This is a genomic window from Pseudogracilibacillus auburnensis (genome assembly GCF_003201975.1).
In the GTDB taxonomy this organism is placed as follows: Bacteria; Bacillota; Bacilli; order Bacillales; family Amphibacillaceae; genus Pseudogracilibacillus; species Pseudogracilibacillus auburnensis.
The window spans coordinates 1-22,999 of sequence record NZ_QJJQ01000006.1 but is presented as its reverse complement, the minus strand read 5'-3'; the positions used below and the strand labels follow the sequence as shown (position 1 = coordinate 22,999).

General features: G+C 36.3%; 18 protein-coding genes and 1 other RNA gene. 5 read left to right on the top strand and 14 right to left on the bottom strand.

Annotated elements, in window-relative coordinates; translation table 11 throughout:
• Window positions 1-38: 38 nt before the first annotated feature.
• Window positions 39-218: non-coding RNA, 6S RNA (gene ssrS / locus DFR56_RS09455), on the bottom strand.
• A gap of 132 nt (window positions 219-350) precedes the next feature.
• On the opposite strand from ssrS, the gene DFR56_RS09450 reads away from it, so the two are divergent.
• Together DFR56_RS09450 and purU are read left to right on the top strand one after the other, a co-directional pair.
• Entirely contained in the window at window positions 351-1,535 is a 1,185-nt protein-coding gene (locus DFR56_RS09450) for an RtcB family protein (RefSeq protein ID WP_110395198.1), read from the top strand.
• Window positions 1,536-2,566: 1,031 nt separating this feature from the next.
• Window positions 2,567-3,454: a formyltetrahydrofolate deformylase gene (gene purU / locus DFR56_RS09445; protein ID WP_110395197.1), complete on the top strand. Its 888-nt coding sequence runs from the start codon at window positions 2,567-2,569 to the stop codon at window positions 3,452-3,454.
• Between the two features lie 33 nt (window positions 3,455-3,487).
• Here the strand turns inward: purU and DFR56_RS09440 are convergent, their stop codons facing one another.
• Window positions 3,488-3,823, bottom strand: a complete 336-nt coding sequence (locus DFR56_RS09440; RefSeq protein ID WP_110395196.1) for a DUF3221 domain-containing protein — start codon at window positions 3,821-3,823, stop codon at window positions 3,488-3,490.
• 127 nt (window positions 3,824-3,950) lie between these two features.
• Here DFR56_RS09440 and DFR56_RS09435 point away from each other — a divergent pair, with 127 nt between their 5' ends.
• On the top strand, window positions 3,951-4,505 hold the full coding sequence (locus DFR56_RS09435) for a biotin transporter BioY (protein WP_242694899.1): 555 nt from the start codon (window positions 3,951-3,953) through the stop codon (window positions 4,503-4,505).
• 41 nt (window positions 4,506-4,546) lie between these two features.
• Here DFR56_RS09435 and DFR56_RS09430 read toward each other — a convergent pair whose 3' ends face one another.
• The 4 genes from DFR56_RS09430 to DFR56_RS09415 all read right to left on the bottom strand — a co-directional run bounded on the left by DFR56_RS09430 (window position 4,547) and on the right by DFR56_RS09415 (window position 8,888).
• Window positions 4,547-5,431 carry a DMT family transporter gene (locus DFR56_RS09430; RefSeq protein WP_242694900.1) on the bottom strand — a complete coding sequence of 295 codons (885 nt, stop codon included), beginning with the start codon at window positions 5,429-5,431 and terminating at the stop codon, window positions 4,547-4,549.
• A gap of 448 nt (window positions 5,432-5,879) precedes the next feature.
• Window positions 5,880-7,205 (bottom strand): RNA polymerase factor sigma-54, encoded by a 1,326-nt coding sequence (gene rpoN, locus DFR56_RS09425; RefSeq protein ID WP_158525589.1) that lies wholly within the window; start codon window positions 7,203-7,205, stop codon window positions 5,880-5,882.
• A gap of 108 nt (window positions 7,206-7,313) precedes the next feature.
• The gene (locus DFR56_RS09420) at window positions 7,314-7,853 is read right to left on the bottom strand and encodes a hydrolase (RefSeq protein WP_110395193.1); all 540 of its coding nucleotides are present in this window, start codon (window positions 7,851-7,853) and stop codon (window positions 7,314-7,316) included.
• 270 nt (window positions 7,854-8,123) lie between these two features.
• On the bottom strand, window positions 8,124-8,888 hold the full coding sequence (locus DFR56_RS09415; RefSeq protein WP_110395192.1) for a TatD family hydrolase: 765 nt from the start codon (window positions 8,886-8,888) through the stop codon (window positions 8,124-8,126).
• A 298-nt stretch (window positions 8,889-9,186) separates the two neighbouring features.
• Between DFR56_RS09415 and DFR56_RS09410 the strand changes: the two genes are divergently transcribed.
• Complete coding sequence (locus tag DFR56_RS09410; RefSeq protein ID WP_110395191.1) at window positions 9,187-10,917, top strand: SulP family inorganic anion transporter; 1,731 nt, start codon at window positions 9,187-9,189, stop codon at window positions 10,915-10,917.
• 1,017 nt (window positions 10,918-11,934) lie between these two features.
• Here the strand turns inward: DFR56_RS09410 and DFR56_RS09405 are convergent.
• From DFR56_RS09405 to DFR56_RS09375, 7 genes are all read right to left on the bottom strand, one after another.
• Window positions 11,935-13,410 carry a solute symporter family protein gene (locus DFR56_RS09405; protein WP_110395382.1) on the bottom strand — a complete coding sequence of 492 codons (1,476 nt, stop codon included), beginning with the start codon at window positions 13,408-13,410 and terminating at the stop codon, window positions 11,935-11,937.
• 60 nt (window positions 13,411-13,470) lie between these two features.
• Window positions 13,471-13,797, bottom strand: coding sequence for a DUF485 domain-containing protein (locus tag DFR56_RS09400; protein ID WP_110395190.1), 327 nt, complete (start codon window positions 13,795-13,797; stop codon window positions 13,471-13,473).
• 136 nt (window positions 13,798-13,933) lie between these two features.
• Complete coding sequence (locus tag DFR56_RS09395) at window positions 13,934-14,680, bottom strand: LytR/AlgR family response regulator transcription factor (RefSeq protein WP_110395189.1); 747 nt, start codon at window positions 14,678-14,680, stop codon at window positions 13,934-13,936.
• Window positions 14,649-16,442 carry a LytS/YhcK type 5TM receptor domain-containing protein gene (locus DFR56_RS09390; protein WP_110395188.1) on the bottom strand — a complete coding sequence of 598 codons (1,794 nt, stop codon included), beginning with the start codon at window positions 16,440-16,442 and terminating at the stop codon, window positions 14,649-14,651. The genes DFR56_RS09395 and DFR56_RS09390 overlap by 32 nt, the downstream gene beginning before the upstream one ends.
• A complete protein-coding gene (locus tag DFR56_RS09385) occupies window positions 16,439-17,977 on the bottom strand; it encodes a solute symporter family protein (RefSeq protein ID WP_110395187.1) in 1,539 nt (512 codons plus the stop codon). The genes DFR56_RS09390 and DFR56_RS09385 overlap by 4 nt, the downstream gene beginning before the upstream one ends.
• Complete coding sequence (locus DFR56_RS09380) at window positions 17,974-18,243, bottom strand: DUF485 domain-containing protein (RefSeq protein WP_110395186.1); 270 nt, start codon at window positions 18,241-18,243, stop codon at window positions 17,974-17,976. Before DFR56_RS09380 ends, DFR56_RS09385 begins: the two co-directional genes overlap by 4 nt.
• A 137-nt stretch (window positions 18,244-18,380) precedes the next feature.
• Entirely contained in the window at window positions 18,381-19,307 is a 927-nt protein-coding gene (locus DFR56_RS09375) for a manganese-dependent inorganic pyrophosphatase (RefSeq protein ID WP_110395185.1), read from the bottom strand.
• 998 nt (window positions 19,308-20,305) lie between these two features.
• Between DFR56_RS09375 and DFR56_RS09365 the strand changes: the two genes are divergently transcribed.
• Window positions 20,306-21,424, top strand: a complete 1,119-nt coding sequence (locus DFR56_RS09365) for an NAD(P)/FAD-dependent oxidoreductase (RefSeq protein WP_110395183.1) — start codon at window positions 20,306-20,308, stop codon at window positions 21,422-21,424.
• Between the two features lie 154 nt (window positions 21,425-21,578).
• On the opposite strand, the gene DFR56_RS09360 is transcribed toward DFR56_RS09365, so the two are convergent.
• Entirely contained in the window at window positions 21,579-22,214 is a 636-nt protein-coding gene (locus tag DFR56_RS09360; protein WP_110395182.1) for a YczE/YyaS/YitT family protein, read from the bottom strand.
• Window positions 22,215-22,999 lie beyond the last annotated feature (785 nt).

Sequence of the window (22,999 nt, the reverse complement as noted above, 5' to 3'; positions counted from 1 at the left end):
TAGGAGCGGATGTATAGACATAAACTTTTTTTAAAAAGGAAAGAGCCACAATGTCGTAATAAATTAAAAAGTTTTAACCACCACTTTACTAAGTGGGTGTCCGCAGAGAACTTCCTGTCTTCCACACAAACGAGGCATGACATTTGGCTCTCGATTAAAACTCCCTAATTCTTGTTTAGAGGTTAAACTTAAGTAAATTACGAACATCGCAGCTTTATATACATGATAAACGTAATTGCTAAAAATATCAATGGAAAGTAATTATCTTTATGGATAATTACCCCATGAACCTTGAAAACATGGGACTCTTTTAATATTTATGTATAATAAGATAGGAGGGGTGAAATACGTTGAAAAAAAGGATTTTTGGCAATCATGAAGAAGACACAATAAGACAGTTTCATCATTGTTTACAAACTGGGAATGTTACAGGTGGAGTTTTATGCGCCGATGGTCACTATGGTTACTCACAACCAGTTGGTGGAGTGGTTGTTTATGATGGACAAATATCTCCATCCGGTGTTGGCTATGATATTGCTTGTGGAAATAAAGCAGTAAAAACAAACTTAGTTTATGATGATATAAAAAATAATCTTTCTCAAATTATGGATGAAGTTGAAAAGAAAATTCCATTTGGATTTGGAAAAAAGAATCCGGTTCGAGTAGATCATGAGATATTTGATGACAGTGATTGGGATGTATATCGTGAAATTGGAAATCATGAACACGATGATCTAAAAGCATTAGCAAGGGCTCAACTTGGAACGACTGGATCAGGAAATCATTATGTTGATATACTGATCGATGAAAAAACAGCAGCTGTTTGGGTTGGAAATCATTTCGGAAGTAGAGGTCTTGGTCACCGAACTGCTACAGGTTTTTTAAACTTAGCAAATGATCGAGCATTCTCGGATCGTCCACCTGGAGAATCGATGGAAACACCTCCAACCCTTTTTGAACTAGATAGTGAATTGGGACAGATGTATTTTCGAGCCATGAACCTAGCGGGACGTTATGCATATGCTGGCAGGGATCATGTGATTAATCAAGTACTCGATATCCTTAATGCAAAAGCCGTAGATGAAGTGCATAATCACCATAATTTTGCTTGGAAAGAAAACCATTTCGGCAAAGAGTATATTGTCGTTCGCAAAGGCGCTACACCAGCTTTTCCAGGGCAACGTGGTTTTGTCGGTGGAAGTATGGCTGATATATCAGTTATTTTACGAGGGGTAGACTCTGAAAAGAGTAGAGAGGCATTTTATAGTACGGTTCATGGTGCCGGACGAATCATGAGTCGAACGAAGGCAGCTGGTCGGATGAACTGGCGAACCCGTACTCGCCGTGGAGGAGCAATTACGGAGGAGCAAATGAAAAAAGCCGTTGAAAAATTTGGTGTGGAATTAAGAGGAGCCGGAACAGATGAAAGCCCGTTCGTTTACCGAAAATTACAAGAAGTGCTTGATGCACACAAAGGAACGATTGAAGTTCTACATATCTTAAAGCCAATCGGTGTCGTGATGGCAAGTGATTAATTCAGTCAACTTTCGTAGAGTGAAACGGACAAAACAGTCTTCGTAGAATGAGGGATAAAGATACAGTGCTTAAGTTGACTTTGGATGAACTTTTTGCTCAGAAGCAATCTGTTTATATTTAGACTCCACTTGCTCTTTTCGTTACGTTTGTTGCTATTATCACGTATTTGAAATAAACTGTGCAGTAACTTAATTTGATATTTTGTCTACAAACATAGTCACAGCAACGTTGATTTGCGCTTCGGACAGTCGTTTTCACCACAGGCATAAGAACGACATCTGTTTAAGCTACGTTTTCACTTGCTTTCTCAGTGTCTCCTTTAACGCGGGCACGGCTGCAGCCTCCGAATGACAATGTTTATTGCGACGAGTAAGCGCAGTCGCAAAGGTCTTCGATGGGGCGAGTAAATACGCAGCCCCAGAACGTGCTAGTGCAAATTTCTACGGCGGAAGAGTAATCGCAAATGCACTTCGATGGGACGAGTAAGCGCAGTCCCAGTCCCAGGTGTTGCAACAATGCTTTTTGGTGAGACGAGCATTTAGTGGGATCCCAGGACGTCGCATACTTAACCTGCCTGAAGAAAAAACGGCCTCCTTGTACAAATGTTAAGTTAATAATCGTACCCAAGTATGAGGTGTAAGTGGATAAATAGACCACGAATAGGGGCTAATCATTCCAGCGGGATCTTTAGATACGTAGGATTGTACATCGTGAAAAGTTGGAAAGTTGCACTAACCTTCATTTAGGACGATATGATCAAAGGCTTGTTATCTCATACAATTTCTACATGATTATTTGTGTAACTCTAACCAAGGGACTCTAATTCTCCTAGACCAGAGCATACACAATGCAATAAAATACGTTTAGAAATGACAAACATCATAGACAATCTGTATACTTATATAAGTAAAATTTTTAGCAGATAAGAAAGTATCAAACTTTAAAAGTTTCTTACTGCATCAGTGTAACTAAAGCTTTCGCTATAAAAAATCGTAGTGATAAGCCAAGTTTTTTAAGGAGTCGTGAAAAAATGTCAATTTATACACAGTACTATCGAAATAAAGAGAATATTGGACGATTATTAGTAAAATGTCCTGATAAACCAGGAATTGTTGCTGCCTTATCAAAGTTTTTATTTGAACATGGCGCAGATATTATGGAGTCAAGTCAATATTCAAGTGATGATCCAAGTAGAATGTTTTATATTCGCTTTGAATTTTATTGTGAAGGACTTTTAAGTAAACGGAAACAAATGGAAGAAGATTTCCAAGAGTTAGCTAAAAATTTTAAAATGGACTTTACTTTTACATATAATGAAACGAAAAAGCGTAGCGCCATTTTTGTATCTAAAGAAATTCATTGTTTACTTGAGCTCCTTTGGGAATGGCAAAGTGGCGACCTTGAGACAGATATCCCACTCGTTATCAGTAACCATAAAGAAGCACAAGAGATTGTGGAATCATTGGGAATCCCTTTTTATTATATACCTGCAAATAAAGATATTCGAAAAGAAGTTGAAGCAAAACAAGTTGAGTTAATGTATAAGTATAAAATTGATGTCATCATTTTAGCTAGATATATGCAAATTTTAACACCTAAGTTTGTTGAAAAGTTTCCAAATAAAATTATTAATATTCACCATTCATTCTTACCAGCATTTATTGGAGCCCATCCATATGAACGAGCGTATGAACGAGGAGTAAAATTAATTGGAGCTACTTCCCATTACGTCACAAATGACCTTGATGAAGGTCCTATTATTGATCAAGATATTGAACGAGTAGATCACCGTGACAATGTTCCTACATTAAAGAAAATTGGTCAACAAGTGGAAAGACGTGTACTTGCTAGAGCTGTAAAGTGGCATTTACAAGATCGAATTATCGTAAAAGATAATAAAACAATCGTCTTCCATTAACAAAAACGCCTCTCCCATCTTTTGTGGAGAGGTTTATTCAATTTGTCCCATTTTTTTCGCTTCGGCTTGTGCTGGATAAGACGCCGCGATATCGCCATCTATCATAATCCATACATGGTCTCCTGGTTGCAAATTGTTTTCTCCTTCATACGTAATAACGATTAGCGATGGACCAGGTGATAATTCCGTTAATTCATTAAAAGACAATTCTTTCCATGTTCCATATTCTTCCTCTGATGCATTTTCTGCAAAAAGAATTTCCCCATCATTATTTTCTAATATATATCCTTCTATCTTTTCGCCCGAACTACATCCTGTTAATACAAATAGTAAACAACCTATCATAATAATGGTACTAAAACGAAACAAAGCTACACCTCCGTTGCTATATACGTGTAAATTCTGCTTGACATTTTTTCCAGTTTCTCGTATTCTAGTAAGTGTGTTGACTCATATTTGTTTCGGTTTACATACAATAACAAAAGGAGTTACGACAATGAATCATTCGAAATTACAAATGATGATTGTAACAGCATTATTTGCTGCAATCATTGGAATCCTTGCACAAGTAACTATTCCATTACCACTTGTGCCAATTACAGGGCAAACATTGGCAATTGGACTTGCTGCCACTATTTTAGGCTCTAGATATGGCACACTATCATCGATTCTTTACCTCATTATTGGGGCTATCGGTGTCCCCGTTTTTGCACAAATGACTTCAGGTCTTGGTGTTATTTTTGGACCTACAGGGGGCTTTTTAATTGGATTCATCCCAACTACGTTTATCATTGGTCTATATTTAGAGAAAACTAGCTTTACTGTAATTAACGCGTTTATCGCTAATGTAATTGGTATGTTTATTACGTTAACTTTCGGAACATTTTGGTTAAAGTTTGTAGCAGGTCTCACTTGGACAGCAGCATTTTTAGGTGGATTCGCTCCTTTTATCATCGTTGGAATCATTAAAGCTTTTCTTGCAGGTTGGATCGGTGTCCTCGTACGTAATCGACTTCAATCAGCAAATATATTATATACAGCAACAAAATGAATATAAAATGGTAGCGTACCAGTCTTGACGGTACGCTTTTTTTATGATCGAAGACGCCGCTTTCTTAATACGTATTCCAACGTACCTGAACCAATAAAAATACCTAATAAAATAAATACTAGTCCGAAATAGTGATTTCGTAAAATTGGTTCTCCTAAAAAGATAGCTGTACCTAACAAAGCAAAAAGAGTGTTTAAGTTAACAAAAATCGTCGTTTCTGTTGGTCCAACATTTTTAATGGCATAATTATAAGTCATATGTCCAAATGCTGTTGCCATAATAGCACTAAATAAAAAAATGATGCCTAGCTTAAAGGAAAATAATTTTGTTAACTGTGTCACATTCCCCTCTACTATTAAACTAACAATAAATATAAAACCTGATCCTAAAACAAGCATATACCCAGTAAGTAGCCTAGGGTCAAAGGTAGGATTTAGTTTACTTATTAAAATAAAACTAAAGGCTTGCATCAGCATTGATAAAAAAATCATTAAATCTCCATAAGAAATGGAAGATAAACCTTCTGCGCCTGCCAGTGAAGTGATCATAATACCGATAAAGCCAAAAATAAAACCTACCGCTCGTAACCGGGAAACTTTATCATGTAATAAAATAATCGATAAAACCATTGTGACAAGTGGTGCAGCTCCTAGAATAATTCCCGCATTTACACCAGAAGTACTTGTTAATCCAATAGCAAGCAAAGTGTGATGAAAAGCTACATTAAAAATCGTAATGATAAAAATTGTTTTCCATTCTTGTCTCGTCGGCAAACGAAAGATTCCAATAATCTTTGAAATAATTAAAACGGATATTCCAGCGACGAAAATGCGGACTGAAGTCAATGTAATAGGTTCAATATTATTCACTAAAATGACTAATGCCGATAAATTAAATCCCCATATTGCCATTACTAAAAATAACAATGTGTATATTCTTCCCAAATTATCACCTAGTTCCTTTAAAGGAAATCTTTAAAAAATGCTGTACAAAACAATAAGGTTAGAACAAAAGTGTTTTTGCCAAAGAAAAATCCAAACAATGGTAAGCTATATATAACCTGCTCTGGAAATATACTACGCACATCCTAAGGCGGCTTGTAAGCCGCCACCGACGTTACAGGACGTACTAGTGTCGATGACGTCACAAATCTCCCCAATGGGACGAACGAAGTGCAAACTCTTTTCGATGGGACGAGCATTTAGCGCAGTCCCAAATGCTCCTCAATGGGACAAGTAAGCGCGGTCCCAGTCCCAGGACGTGACCACTATTAGCTGACCAGAAGTCTACGTATATTTCCTCTGCTAAATTCATACATTGTTCGTCTTTAGATTGGATCATTTCAGTTATGTCCTAACCTATTATTATAGCAAATTATTTCCTATAAAGCTTTATCTCTTTTCTTTTTGAAGATGATGGGATATGTAATTCATCACGATATTTTGCAACCGTCCTTCGTGATATAACGATACCTTTATTCTCCTTTAATTGGTCGGCAATCTTTTGGTCAGATAGTGGTTTACTTTTATTTTCCTGATTAATCATTTCTTGCAAAATTGCTTTTACTTTCGTTTGCGACGTATTATCACCGGTTTGTGTCGTCAATTTGGTTGAAAACAAATGCCGTAATTCAAAAGTTCCAACTGGTGTTTGCACAATCTTATTTGCAGTTGCACGACTAACAGTCGATTCATGCATATTAATTTCGTCGGCAACTTCCTTCAAGGTTAATGGTTTAAGAGAACTGAATCCATTTTGGAGGAATTTCCACTGTTTGGAAATAATCACATTCATAATTTTTAGAATGGTAGACCTACGTTGTTCAATACTTTTTTGTAACCATTCGAATTTTTTAAACTGTTCACGAACGTATGGCCTCAGCTCTTTCGAATTGATTAGTCCACTTGAATATTGTTCATTAAACGTTAATGTAGGCAAATAATAATCATTTAACTGGATGGAGTATGTGTTGTTTTTATCATTTAAAACGACAAAAATATCTGGCAACACATAGTCAACTTTTCCCGCTGATAAGTTGGAACCAGGCTTCGGATTTAATGTTTGAATCTTGTCATATAACTCCTTCACCTTATCTAATGAAATATTCAATTGTTTTTCAATTTTTTCCCACTGTTTATCGGCAATCAATTGTAAATAATGTTCAATAAGAGAAAAGAGTAAATGATCATTAGGATACATCACTTTTGCTTGGATTAATAAACATTCAGCTAAGTTGCTAGCACCTATTCCTCTAGGTTCAAGCTGGTGCAAAATGTTTTTAGCCTTTTTTAATTCGAGTTCATTGATATTAAAATGTTTACATATTTCCTCGTCCTCTATTGTTAAATAACCTTGCTCATTTATATTTAAGATTAAATAGTGAATCAGTTTGTAGTCTTTTTCCTCTATCTGAAGCCAAATGATTTGGTCTAATAGATAGTCATGCATATTTTTCTCATATTTTGCTGTAAAATCAATTGGATTTTCATGTTGTTCATACGAGCTTTTACGAGGACGCCTTTCAAAATCAACATGATAATCCTCTTTTTCAACGAGTTCAATAAAGGGATTTTCTTCTGCTTGCTCTTGGATAAATTGCAAAAGTTCATATGTTGAAAGCTGTAATAACTCAATTGCTTGACGCAATTCAGTCGTCATAACCATTTTCAACATTTGCTTCTGTTGTAAAACCATTTTCATTTTAATCTCCCCCATTATGGAACAATTGAAAAGTTGTAATGTATGCCTCATTTCTCCTCTCTTACTCATATGAACAAATGAAAGCGCCGCCATTTTAAATAGAACGTATTATTTTATTAATTTACTTATCTCCCTAAATTTCGAATGTTCTGCCGTTCCCATTAATTCGAATAATACCATTTCTACCGACGTTACCGAAGCACCTAATGATTTCATTTTGTCTAGACCAATTTCTTTATTTGCTAACGTTCTTGATGAGACACAATCAACGACAACTTCCACTTCTTTTCCTAAATTCAGTAATTCACTAACTGTTTGATATACACAAATATGTGTTTCAATCCCAGCTACAAGCATAGATTTTCTTTCAAGTTTCTTTAATTCTTCCTGAAACGTATCACTTTTACAAGCACTAAATGCCATTTTGTCAATCGGACTATTGTCTGTTAAATGTTGTTTTATTTCTTCCGCTGTTGGCCCTAGCCCTTTAGGGTATTGTTCCAACCAAAGGATCGGAATGTCAAGAAGTTGTGCACCTTTAATTAGCCGTTCTAAATTCCGAAGCATTTCGCCGCTTTGATGCATAATTTTTGCTAATTTCCCTTGTACATCAATAATTACAAGCGCTGTTTCATCTACTTTTAACATATTACTCATCAACTCCTTTTATCATAGTTTATCATATTTTTTTGTAGACTACATTTTTTCGTTGTTATAGAGGATGTTCAAAAAGTCCAACAAAAATGATCCATCGAGTTTCTTCGTTGGCAATTAAGAAAGGATAAATCCTTTCTTATTGCTCACTGGCTAAAGGCGCGACGTCCTGGGACTCCGCTAAATGCTCGTCCCACCGAAAAGCATTGTCGCAACGCCAGTGGAACTTCTCGGTCCTTTTTATCGATCTTTTTGAACACGCACTTATAGTGAATAAAATCGCTCTGTCGTCGTAAAAATAGTTTCATAGACTTCCTTAATCGGTAACTTTTTAATTTTTGCGATTTCCCTCATGGTGAAATGGATCATTTTGGGATGCGTTTTTTCCTTTGAAAACTGCCAAGGACCATCCGTTTCAACCATGATTAAATGAAGTGGGTATACTGCCACTAAGTTTCTTGTACGTTCCTTATACAAAATATCTGGAGTAACAGAGATACAATAACCGTTCGCAACCATCCTCTCGATTGTTTTCTTATCTCCTTTAAACCAATGAAAATGGGCGAGCTTCACTGAATGTTTTTCCAATAAATCACAAACAATTGGTGCATCACCATAAACGGCATGTAAAACAAGCGGCTTTTGAAAGTTTTTAGCTTGGATAATAAAACATTCCAATAACTCGATATAAGGTTCAACTTTTAATAGACTATTTTCTTGTCTCAGGTAGTAAGGTAGACCGACTTCTCCAATAGCCACCATTGTTTCTTTCTGTTCTTCCAAGAAATTGATTAATTGTTGGAGTTCTTGTTCACTAGGGAGTTCCTGTTCAGGATGATATCCGTATACCGGTTTTACTTCTTTATGAGCCAAAGCTAATGATTTTATTTGTTTGGCCGAAGCTAAATTTGTCGACACAGCAATTAATGCTTTTATATGATAATGTATTAATTCTTTTATTATTTTAGTTTGATCGATTTGACTATATTGATCGAGATGGATATGTGCATCAATGATTGGAAAGGGCATTTTTTGTCTCCTAAAAATGGTACAACTATTTAATTCAATATTTTATCATGCTCTTTTACATTGTCAAAGTCTTTCCAAGCTTGTAACGATGAAAATTTCCGACTATTCCCTCATTTTTTCTGTTTCATTTTTTAATAAAAAACTGTTCTATAACAATAATGCGTTTTTTATGGTATAATAATAATACATACTATTTATACTTTATGTTTGACAGATACCTAGCGATTTATTATGGCGATCACTCCTAGGTACCTGTCGTTTTACCGTTTCAAAATTTACCATATAGGAGTGTTGTAAATTGTTTAAGGATGATCGCTTCAGGGGGATAACGACGAGCGATTTAAGAAAAGATTTGATAGCAGGAATAACGGTTGGTGTTGTGGCAATCCCACTGGGAATGGCGTTTGCTATTGCCTCAGGGGTAAGTCCCGAATACGGAATATATACGACGATTATCGCTGGATTAATTGTCGCTTTACTCGGTGGTTCACATTTCCAAATCGCTGGTCCTACTGGTGCGTTTATCCCAATCTTGCTTGCAGTAGTATTACAATACGGTTATGAAGATTTATTAATTGCTGGAATGTTAGCTGGGGTTATGCTCATCATCATGAGTATTTTTAAATTCGGAAGTTTAATCACATATATACCAAGGTCTGTTACTATTGGCTTCACTTCTGGTATTGCAGTTATTATCTTCTCTGGACAATTAGAAAACTTATTCGGCTTAGAAAATATCGAGAAAAAACAATACTTTCATGAAAATATGCTAGAAATAATTGGAAATTTCCATACGGTAAATATGTATAGTATTATCGTTGCCATTATCGGGCTACTCATTATTATTTTTATCCCGAGATTTTTTCCACGTGTACCTGTTTTACTTGTTGCACTTATCATTCCTGCTCTTCTAAGTGTATTAGTATTTCCGGGAAAAGTAGCAACAATTGGTTCGGCCTTTGGAGGCATTTCTCAATCTTTACCAGGATTTCAACTTCCTAATATTACTGTTGATAAATTACTGTATTTATGGCAACCTGCATTTGCTATTGCCATGCTCGGTGGAATTGAATCACTTTTATCTGCTGTTGTTGCTGATGGTATGACGGGAAAACAGCATAAATCAAATAAAGAACTTTTTGGACAAGGGTTAGCAAATATCGTCACGCCATTTTTCGGAGGAATACCAGCTACTGGAGCAATTGCTAGAACAGCAACAAATATAAAAAGTGGTGCAGTAAGTCCATTTTCGGGAATCTTCCAAAGTATATTTGTTCTACTTACATTGATGTTATTTGCACCCTATGCATCCCATATTCCACTGGCAAGTATGGCACCTATTTTAATGGTCGTTGCGTTTAATATGAGTGAATATAAATCTTTTGCTTCTATTTTAAAATTAAGAACATCAGATTCACTCGTCTTAATTACAACTTTTTTATTAACGATATTTGTCAACTTAACAATTGCAGTTCCAATTGGTTTATTACTTGCGATGGTTTCTTTCGTCAGAAGGATTAGTGGAGTGCTCGAAGTGGAAAACATCAAGCCTGATCGTTTTACAAATGGAGAGATAAAAAATGAAAAAACTGCATATAGTTGCCCTAAAATTGCCAGCTTTACTATTCATGGACCACTATTTTTCGGGGCGGCTGATCGTTTTGAATCTACTTTGTCAAGATCGATTCATAAACGTCCAACCGTTTTAATCTTGAAAATGCGTCATGTATCGATGATTGATGTAACTGGTGAAGCAAACTTATCTACTTTTGTGAAAAACTTTATTAAAAAGAAAGGGACTGTGCTTATTACTGAACTTCATGAAGAGCCTCTGGAAATGTTAAAAAGAAGTGGACTTTATGATATAATCGGTTCCAATCACTTTTTCTCTGATACGACAGATGCAATTAACTATGCTTTACAACTGATTGATGTTAAAAAATGTCCATATTGTGATAAACGAACAGATTGCCGTGTGTTTAAAAAGGTTGAGAACAGTCTTACGGAAGAAACTCAGGCACATCATTAAAATAAAACCTTTTATATACAAGATCCTTTTAGTGAAAGAATGATGGCTGACTCCTAGAACATTCTATCGGGTTTGACCTTTGTAAAATGAGCATGCAGGAACCTGATGAAAAAGTTCCTGCGAATTAATTCTTTATGAAAATAATGGGGAGTGATCTAGGGGAATTCCAGCGAGCCGCTTCTTATCAATCTTGAACGAGAAGTGACACGAGGCGAGTTCCGGCGAGTCACTTCTTTGCGATTTTGAACGAGAAGTGATACGAGGCGGGTTTCAGCGAGCCGCTTCTTATCAATCTTGAACGAGAAGTGGTACGAGGCAGGTTCCGGCGAGTCACTTCTTATCAATTTTGAACGAGAAGTGATACGAGGCGGGTTCCAGCGGGGCACTTCTTTGCGATTTTGAACGAGAAGTGATACGAGGCAAGTTCCAGCGAGCCGCTTTTTATCAATTTTGAACGAGAAGTGATACGAGGCGGGTTCCAGCGGGTCACTTCTTAGCGATTTTGAACGAGAAATGGTGCGAGGCAAGTTCCAGCGGGTCACTTCTTTGCGATTTTGGACGAGAAGTGGTGCGAGGCGAGTTCCAGCGTGGCACTTCTTTGCGATTTTGAACGAGAAGTGATACGAGGCGGGTTGCAGCGAGCCGCTTCTTATCAATTTTGAACGAGAAGTGATACGAGGCGGGTTGCAGCGAGCCGCTTCTTATCAATTTTGAACGAGAAGTGGTACGAGGCAGGTTCCAGCGAGTCGCTTCTTAGCGATTTTGAACGAGAAGTGACTCGCTGTGGGATCTATCAAACCTTTTTTTACGAAAACGACTAAGAATTGATACGAGAGAAGATCTTGCAGCAACTTTAATATAATACGTCTGGGAGTTAGATTAGACGGAGCATCATCGGACATTCTCTAACCAAATCTTTCATTAATAAACGAAAACGATCGCACGCATTCTTTTACATGCAAAAAATGATTCCCATATACAAACGGGAATCATTTCTTCTTTACTAAAATTAAATTTCTACTCTGCTCCTAAACCTGTATGTGAACGAACAGACATTTCAGCGTACATCTTATCATTATCTTCCGGCTTCGTCATCAATGTAACAACTACAGCTGCGATGAAACCGAGTGGAATACTTACAATTCCTGGGTTTGATAAAGGATAAATTGCAGCTTCGCCCATAATATTCGGACTTAATAAAATTAAGATAACGGATGTAATCGTACCTGTAAGCATCGCCGCAACAGCGCCAGGTGTGTTAAAACGCTTCCAGTAAATCGAGAAGATAATGACTGGTAAGTTTGAACTTGCTCCAACAGCAAACGCATACGTAACTAATTGGGCTACGTTGAAGTTTTTAGCAAGAATTCCTAAAATAATGGAAACAACACCAATAACAAATGCAGTAATACGAGCAACTTGGAATTGTTTTCTTTGATCTACTTCTCCACGTTTAATAACGTTTGTGTAAATATCATGTGCGAATACTCCAGCTCCTGTAATAACGAGTCCCGCTACAACCGCTACAATCGTCGCAAACGCTACTGCCGAAATTCCAGCCATAAAAATCTCTCCGCCGATTGTTCCAGCTCCACCACCGAGTACTTGACCAAGTAATGGTGCCGCCATATTACCGCCACCACCTGCAGCATTAATTGCTTCTTCACCAACAAGTGACGCTGATGCAAATCCGATAATCGCAATAACGAAGTAGAATGAACCGATAATAACCATTCCCCAAACAACAGACGATCTAGCCGCTTGTGCTGTAGGAACTGTAAAGAAACGAACAAGCAAATGTGATAATCCTGCCGTACCTAAAATTAACGTTAAACCAAGTGATAATAAGTCAATTGGGTTTGTATATAACTTACCCGGAGTTAAGAATTCCATTCCGTTTTTATCAATAACATCGCCAAATAAAGAGGATAAATTGAACTTAAAGAGCACCGCGATAAAAATTAACATAATAAGCATACAACTCATTAATAATACCGCTTTAATAATTTGCACCCAGCTCGTTGCTAACATCCCTCCAAGTGTTACATAAATCATCATTAGCACACCAACGATAATTAATGAAACTTCATACGGAATACCGACAAGTAAATGAATAATTGCACCTGCACCAACAAGTTGAGAAATCATATAAAACATCGTAATTGCCATCGTAACTACAGCAGCAGATGTTCGAACTGGTCTTTGCTTTAAACGATAGGAGATAACGTCTGCAACCGTAAAATTACCTGAGTTTCTAAATGGTTCCGCAACGATATATAAAACGATTACATAACCCATTAGCCATCCAATTGAATACATGAAACCATCATAACCGTATAATGCAACTAGTCCTGCAATACCAAGGAAAGAGGCCGCACTTAGATAGTCTCCCGCTATTGCAAGCCCGTTTTGAAATCCTGTTAATGAACGACCAGCTGCATAGAAATCACCTGTTCCTGTCGTTCTTTTTGAAGCTAAATATGTTACATACATCGTTAAAGCAATAATTGCACCAAATAGTATAATTCCAAATAGTTTAGCCGTATCCAAGTTTTATGCCCCCTTTTCCTTCTCTTTTGGTCCGTATTTAGCAATAATATTTTCTACTTCTCTATCGTATTGTTTAGCTTTGAAAACATAGACAAATGCCAAGGTCCAAATTACTAAGTAGTACGAGATTCCGAATAAATATCCAAAGGTGATGTTACCAAACACAATGGATGACATAAGTGGCTTTGCATATGCTGACAAAATAGGAAATGTTAAGTAATAAAGAAGAAAAATAACTGGTATCGTAAAAATGAATCGATATTTCCTACGTTTTAAATGCTGAAACTCCTCCGTTTGTTCAATTTTTTCAAATTCAATCGTTTTAGGCATTAAATTACCTCCCTTTATAATCCATAATGTAAACGCTTAAATGGTAGTTTATCAAAAACATAAACCATTTGTGCAACTTTCGTTTGAATGGTCTGAATTTAAGATTAAGCGGTCAATTATGATTATTGGAAGGGGTTTAATTACTAAACTTTTCAAATAATGCTTTTCTCGCTGATCTGCTAACAGGAATAGTCGTTCTTTCTTTATTTTTAAGGGTAATATTGTAAGCTCCATTAAACCATGGAGTAATTTCCAAAATGTGATTTAAATTCACTAAATAGCTCCGATGTGTTCTAAAAAATGATAGCCCTTCAAGCTTCTTTTCTAACTCTTGCAACGTCATTTTACTTTCAATTACATCATTTTCAGTATGAATTTCTAACATTCTTTGAGACGGAACAGCGTAATAGATAGAGTCAGGTGATAATACAATCATTTTTTCTCCATCATCAATTAATAATTTTGAGCTAGTTACGGAATCCGTTTTGACGGGTGAATTGTCACCTTTCTTGTCTGATAATCGCTTTCTAATTCTTTCCATTGCCTGGTGAAACCGAATATGATCAAAAGGTTTTAATAAATAATCAGTTGCCTCTATTTCAAATGCATCAATTGCATAAGCATCATAAGCTGTCGTAAAGACAAATAAGGGTGCATCACTTGTCGACTTCATTATTTGTTTTGCCGCTTCTACACCTGTTATGCCGGGCATTTCGATGTCAAGAAATAATACATCGGGCTTATATTCAAAATAAAGTTCCAACAATTCTTCACCAGTTTTCGCACTAGGACATAGGATAATGTCTTTTTCCTTTTCTAACATATAAATTAACTCTTCCAAGGCCATAAGCTCATCTTCGGCTATCATAACGTTTATCATCATTTAAATTCCTCCTCACCGTACCGTTTGGGATAGTGAAATACACTTTACTGCCTCTTGTAGGCAAATTTTCAACATGTAATCGCGATTCTTCACCTAATAAACTAATCAACCGTTGATTTACATTGTATAAACCTACACCACCATCTTCGCTTTGATGATGTTGCTGTTGATGTTCTTGGCTAATCATCGCTATTTTATCTGTTTTAAATCCAACTCCGTTATCTTGAACTGTCACTTGGATTAAATCACCCTTTTTCTTTATGAAAACATCAATTTTTCCATTTGTTGTTACATTCTTTAATCCATGTTGAATAGAGTTTTCGACTAGCGGTTGAATGGTGGATGGTGGAATTAAAACATTTGATACAGTATGTTCTTTTTCAAACATAATTTGCAAACGATTAGAAAAACGTGCCTGAATTATTTCAATATATGCTTTGACATGTTCACATTCCCTTTCTAATAAAATGAGTGATTCTGAAGCAATTCCTAAATTAAAACGCATAAAGTTAGCTAATTGTATCGTAATATGCCTTGCTCTTTTTGGATCGACTCTAAATAACGTTGCGATTAAATGTAGCGTGTTAAAAAGAAAATGTGGATTGATTTGTGCTTGTAGATTTCTTAATTCAGCATCTAATATATTCTTTTTTAAATTTTCATTTGAAATGACTTTTAATTGATTCGAAATAAGTTGTCCGATTCCTTGTGCCAATACTTTTTCTACGGGACGAATATGTTGTGATTTTTTAAAATAAAATTTAATTAAACTTGTTGTGTCATTCGCTTCCGTAATTGGTATGATAATTGCTGCTTCAAGGGGACAATCAGGATTCTCACAAGCTATATCTGTTCGGGAATAAGCAATTCTTACCTCTTTTGATTCAAGTGCTTCTTTCGATAGTGGTGTAATAATCTTTTTACCTAACTGGTGATGATCATCGCCGATACCTCTAAAAGCTAAAACTTCATCTTGACTTGTTACTGAAATGGCAGCGACTTGTAGCCTTTCATACAATAAATTTGCAATTCCTTCTGCCCTTTCATTTGGCGATTTCCGCTGTAAAAAGGGTAATGCTTCTTCTGCAATGGTTAATGCTTGTCTTGTAGCAATGGCTGCTTCATTTTCTTGTTCTTTCAGGACAATACCTATCATTGCTGTAAAGATCGCGATCGCAATACTGTTTGATAAAACAAGCGGAAGTCCCGTCACATTTACAAACTGCAAAATAGTCGTATGCTGCGGATAAAGGACGAGCAATAATTGCATTTGTAAAATTGGTGGAAAAACACCAATAAACAATGCTTGAATCGGAGAAATTACCCGTGCTTTCGAAAAAAATCTACCTGTTAATCCTGCCAATAATCCAGTAAGAGGGTTCACTAGCATGTTAGCAAACCAACCAATTCCACCTAAAAAACCTAAATGTACTCCGGCAATAATTCCTGCACCAAGCCCAACAATTGGTCCCCCTAATAATCCAGCAATAACGATTGCAATTAAACTAAGACTTACTACCATTTGATCGTTTTCGACACTCCAGACAAAACTTTGCTTCAGTACTTCTCCATTCGAAAAGACAATTCCAAAATGTGTGCTAGCGATACCGAATAGGCCAAAAACAATCGCATGGATAATCGTCATTTTCGTATCGAATTCACGATAGAGTAACGATTTGAAATTAGGAATACGAGTTAGAACGAACGCAATGACGAGCAATAAACCGATTCGTTCTAGTAATATAATTGTTAAGTCTTTCAATCGTTTCCTCTCCTTATGCTTATTCCTGTTTGGGCTTTTATATAAAATGTTTCAAAATCCACCTTCTCTCTCCCTGGAAACAGAAGGGACCCGATAATTGCCCCTAAAAAGCCTATCGGAATCGCGATAATCCCTGGATTATATAGTGAAAATATCGGCTCTCGTAAAATCCAACCATTTTCTACATTCATAATATGAGGTCCTAGTACTAATAAAGATAAAGATGCAACTAAACCACTAACCATCCCGATAATTGCCCCCGTTTGACTAAAGCGTTTCCAATAAATCGTAAAAAGAATGATTGGTAGATTGCTAGAAGCTGCAACAATAAAGGTTAGTGAGACGAGAAATGTAACATTAATATTTTTTAAACCTAGTGCAAATAAAGTGGAGATTAACCCAATACCAAAAGCAGACCACTGTGCTGCTCTGAGTTGTTCTTTTTCAGTCGTCTTTCCTTTTTTGAAAATATGATGATATAAATCATGTGAAAATGCCGTTGTAGCCGAAATAACTAATCCTGCAACAACAGCAACGACAGTAGTAAAAGCAATCGCCGACACAAACGCTAATAAAAAGTCGCCACCTAGTGCTTTTGCTAAAAGAGGAGCTGCCAAATTTCCAGTAGAATCAGCTACTATTAGTTCATCATATCCTATGACAGCCGCTGTACCTAAACCTAAAACGAGTGTCATGACATAAAATAGTCCAATAATCCAGCTTGCTGTTAGAACTGATTTACGTACTTCCGCTGCATTTTTTACTGTATAAAAACGAATTAATATATGAGGCAAACCAGCTGTCCCTAAAATTAACGCAACATATAGTGAAATCATTTCATATGGATTGGACAATAAATGTCCTGGCATAAAAAATTGATCGCCAAAAGGAGTGCCTGCTTTTACTTTTTGAAGTAAATCATTTATATCCCAATTATAATAAGAAAATACAATTAACGATAATAAAAAAGTACTAGACATAAGTAATATCGTCTTCACTATTTGCACCCAAGAAGTAGCTATCATTCCACCAAATACAACATAGACAGTCATTAAACTACCAATAATTAAGACGGATGTCGTATAATCAAGATCTAATAATAAACGAATTAAGAGTCCAGACGCAACTAATTGTGGGATCATATAAAAGATGGAAATAATAAAAGATCCGATTGCCATAATCCACCGAATTTGATTACTCGGAAAGCGAGCACAAATAACATCTCCTAGAGAATATTTTCCTAGATGATGGATAGGTTCAGCAACAAACAATAATACAACTAGGTAAGAAACTAAAAATCCTAGCGAATATAAAAAACCATCATAGCCATTTAATGCAATGGCACCGACAATTCCTAAAAAGGATGCAGCACTAATATAGTCACCAGCGATCGCCATTCCATTTTGAATTCCAGTCAATTCCCCAGCAGCAGTATAAAATTGGAATGTCGTTTGGCTTCTTCTGGCTGCCCAATACGTAATAATTAATGTACAAATCACAATACAAACAAAAAATAAAAAGTACGTAAAGTTCATTCTGAAGCCTCCTGTTTAATCTGGGCAACTAACTTGTCTAGTTGTTTCGCTTTTATCCAATAAATCCAACCAATAATCCAAGTCATAATTACTTGTAAAAAGGCATAAATCCAAGCCCATGTAATGGAGCCAATTGGGGATGCATTCATCCATTCAGGAATGATCGCTAAAGCAATTGGTAACGATAAATAGAAAATGATCGACAAGATCGTTAACCATATTAAAAATAATCTTCTCTCTTTTTTCCATTTTAAAATAGCATCCAACTAATCCCCTCCCCGTTAATATTTTTTAAAGATTAAGAAAACTCCTTACATCATACTAAAATATAGTAAAAATCCGAACGTGAAGCCATAACCTTCACGGTTCGGAAAATTATTATCCATCATGTTAAGAGGTTGCATTAATGAAAAGTTGCCCCTAAATTTGTGACGATTTGTTTTTTTCGAGATACGACTCCTTCTAAAAGGGCGCGATTTGCTGCTAAATTTACTTGGAATGCATCTTCTACATTTTTACTAGCTTTTCCTAATGCTAATACTTCAGAATTACTATGAATGATATCCGTTACGACGAGTAAAAATAAATCTAATCCTTTAGTTTCGATCATTTGTTTCATTTCCGTTTCAAATTCTGCTTGTTTTTTATAAATTTCGGCGATATCAACGGCATTAATTTGGGCAATTTCTACTTTTGAAGATCCCATTGTAAATTCTTTTGCATCCATGGATAAAAGTTCAGTGATTGTTTTATCGCTCAGATCTGTTCCAGCTTTTAACATATCTAAACCATATTCCTCTACATTAACTTCTGCGATATTCGCGAGTTCTCTTGCTGCAGCAACATCTTCTTCTGTGCAAGTAGGCGATTTAAAAAGCAATGTGTCAGAAACGATCGCTGACAATAACAATAATGCATTGGTTTTTGATATTTCGACATTTTTTTCTTTAAACATTTTATTTAAGATGGTTGCTGTACACCCTACTGGCTCTGCACGAAACAGAAGAGGGTCTGCTGTTTCAAAATTTGCAATTCGGTGATGATCAATTACTTCTGCAATCTTCACATCACGAATATTATCGACTGATTGTTGGAATTCGTTATGATCTACTAAAATAACTTGCTCCACATCTTCTTCTACTTTTTCAATAAGTCGTGGTGCTTCTTGTTTTGCATAGTGTAAGACATATTCTGTTTCTTTGTTCAGAGCTCCTAACCGAACAGCTTCTACATCAAAATCTAGCGTTTCTTTTAAGTTGGCATAAACAATCGCTGAACATATAGAATCAGTATCAGGATTTTTATGACCGAAAATGAATGTTTTTCCCATAACCATACTCCTAAAAATTATTAGTGTGATCTATGTATTAGATTACCATATTTCAGCTCAATTAGTTACAAAAAAAGCTTTATTTCTACCTTTTGGAAGTAAAATCGACATTTTAAGCTTTTTTATTACTCCATTTCTCGCTGGTGAAACCAATCTATTATGTTTTAGCGTTAGTACCTTCGCTTATTTTGTAGGTTATTGTATCGTCTTCCTAAAAACGGAAGATGGATATGACACTTAAAATTGTCGGGGTTGTTGTCAGTGAAATGCAGGATAAAAACGTCTTTGTAGGTTTCTTTTATTTTTTCCCGATTTAACTAACTTCAATTATATTGTTTCGCTTCTGATATGAATACGTTTTTTTATTTTTGAAGAGTGAAGTGTTTTTATTAGTCATGTTAACCTTTAGATTATGAAGCAATGTAATTAGTTGCGATTCCTAGACTCTACATAAATTTTCGGTATAAAGTATTTATTCCAAGAAAAAGATCGTCTACGAACCCAATCCCCATTATTGCAAATACAATATATGTGCAACCTTATTCACCTTCATTTGACTCACTTTTAAAACAATGCCTATAGTTATTCTATGTTAAAATATATATTACAAAACTGTATCAATTTCATACATGTTAATTCCAAGGATAAATCCGAACATCCGACACTGAAAAAATTACTATTCGCGTAATGTAGCTTACACCTAATGGGTTGGAACGGCAGGTGGTCGACTCCTAGTCGGCTAAAAGCTGTCACGACCTGGGACTGGGACTGCGCTTACTCGTCGGGAATAAACATTGTGCGTCGCGGAAGGAAAGGCACAGGTAAGACTAGGGGGCATTAGCTCAGGCGTTGGCTGAACGGCCGCCCGCTAAAAAGCGACCTCCAATAGTGAAAAACTAGAAACGAATCCGTTGTTCGGATTTTTAACTGAAATTGGATGAAATTGGTGCAACTATTAAAGAACGAGCAATATTGTTTTAATAAAGGGTGGTATTATCGTGAAAAAAGTAATTGTTGTTGGCGCTGGAATTGTTGGTGCTGCAACTGCTTATGAGTTAGTTCGTATAGGAATGAAAGTTGTTTTAATTGATGAGCATGTTGATGGTCGTGCAACATCAGCTGCTGCTGGAATCATTTGCCCATGGATTACGAAGCGGAGAAACAAAGCTTGGTATGAGTTAGCTAAAAGTGGTGCTGCCTATTATGAGCAGTTAATCAACTATTTAGCTGACGATGGCGAAAAGGAAATAGGATACGAAAAAGTTGGGGCTCTTAAATTACACACTGAGCGTGAGCGCTTAGATGAATTGGAGAACATTGCTTACGAAAGACGAGAAACTGCTCCACAAATGGGGGAAATATCCATTTTAAACAAGGAAGAAACAAGTGAAAAATTCCCTTTTCTAAACGATATATATTATTCGCTTTTTATCGAAGGTGCCGCTCGTGTCGATGGAAGAGCGCTCCGAAAGTCACTTATTCAAGCATGTTTGAAGCGAGGTGCAACATATATCAAGGGGAAAGCACAACTCATCATGTCTCGTAGTGATATTGATGGAGTAAAAGTGAATGGCGAAGAAATTTTTGCTGATATGACCGTGGCCGCAAATGGTGTATGGATGCCTGAACTTTTATTGCCGCTTGGTCTCAAGTTAAGTATTTTAGCACAGAAAGGGGAAATAATTCATCTACAAACTGAAACAGTGAATACATCATCCCTCCCAGTCATTATGCCACCTAACAATCAATATTTATTAAGTTTTGATGGAGGACGAATTGTCATCGGGGCAACTCACGAAAATAGGAGTGATTTCCAATCAAAGGTCACAGCTGGTGGCGTTCATTACATTTTGGATCAAGCACTTCAAATAGCACCGCTATTAGCAGGTTGTGCCATCACAGAAATGCGCGTTGGCTTTAGACCATTTACATTTAACCACTTGCCCGTTTTCGGTACAGTCCCTTTATTTGATCGTCTCCTTATTGCAAATGGACTTGGTGCTTCTGGACTTACGACTGGTCCATTTATTGGAAAACAATTGGCTAAAATGATAAATGGTGAAAAGCCAGATCTACCAGTTGATGATTATAAAGTAGAACAAATATTGAAATCTTAGCCTATTTTTGTTCAACGTTAGGTTACGGCTGAATCTTACAGTTCTTTTTTTACACATTGGAATGTGCATAGTCAACGTTGTTCCCCCGGGTCGCTTCTTCTCGTATTGCAGGAAGAACTTGCTCGGGGGTAGGTATCTTTAATAATAATTAATCTTAGATCGCCCCAGATTTCTCCGTATTCATCTTCACTTCCATCCTTTTCAACATGTTCACAAACTTTAAATAAACAAATTGAAAAATTGGACTCTGAATAAAAGTAAAAATAAAAGTAAAAACAAAGACAGGACCACCAATAAGTAAACCTATCAATAAAATACTAGTTTCTGTCACAATTCTAACTTTACCTATGGACATACCAGTTTTATCAGAAATTGATAACATAAATCCATCGCGAGGGCCAGATCCGACACCTGCTGCATTGTACATTCCCCCACCAATTCCCATAATAACTATTCCAATGATGATGATAATGATATCTGTCCATGAGTGTGTAGCTTTAGGGAGAAAATCCAACCATAAATATAAATCTACAAATGAACCTACTAGTATAGCATTGAAAAGCGTACCTATTTTTACATAGGTTCTATCTAAAATAAGTGAAACCGTAATCAATAAAATTCCAAAAATGACATTCCAACTGCCGATTGTCAAACCGACCTTCTCAAATAGTCCAACATTTAATACGTCCCATGGATGTATTCCTAAATGTTGCATATTAATTGTAACGGAAATCCCAAGACTAAAAACGATATTACCTATTAAAAAAAGCAAAATGCGTGCGTAAATCACTATGTTCACTTCTTTCGTTTAGCGTTACTGATCAAAATCACACAAAAAAGCCTCTACAAAAGTAAAGACATTTTTTAATGTGTATACTACCATGTAATAATGAAATAAGTATTTCCATATAAATTATACCATGACAACATCGATTTAACTATATCGTTAAGCTTGCTTCATTTATAGTGTTTTTATGAGTGCACGACTTTTCCACGTTTTTTCGCCTTGATCCACCCATATGATAACCAAAACAAACAGGTAGGGAAGCATGGATTCCCACCTGTTTGTAAGCTGCCCCAAAAAGGGATTAGTATTTTATTTACTCAACTTTCGCATAGTGAAATGGACAAAACAGCCTTCGTCGAATGAGGTGAGAGGAAGATGCATTGCTCAAGTTGACTTTAGATGAACTATTTGCTCAGGAGCAGTCTGTTTACATCTAGACTCCATCTGCTCTTTCCGTTACGTTTGTTGCTATTATCACGCGCATTTGATATAAACTGTGCAGTAACATTAGAAAGTAATTATCTTACCGCTACAGAAATATGCTACGCTTTTCACGGGCGGCTGTTGAGCCTCCTCGGGCTTTGCCCTGTGGGGTCTCACCGATGCCTTTCCTCCCGCAGAAGTCTACGCATATTTCCTTCGCTAGTATCTAGTTTACATATATTCACAATTTAGCGTAGGTAGAATACGAAGACTGATATGAACGAAACTGTCAAGTTCCACCCCTTATTTTTACTAAAAGTGTATTTTTGGGCAACCTTAATTAAGAGTCCTTATGCCTCTTTTTG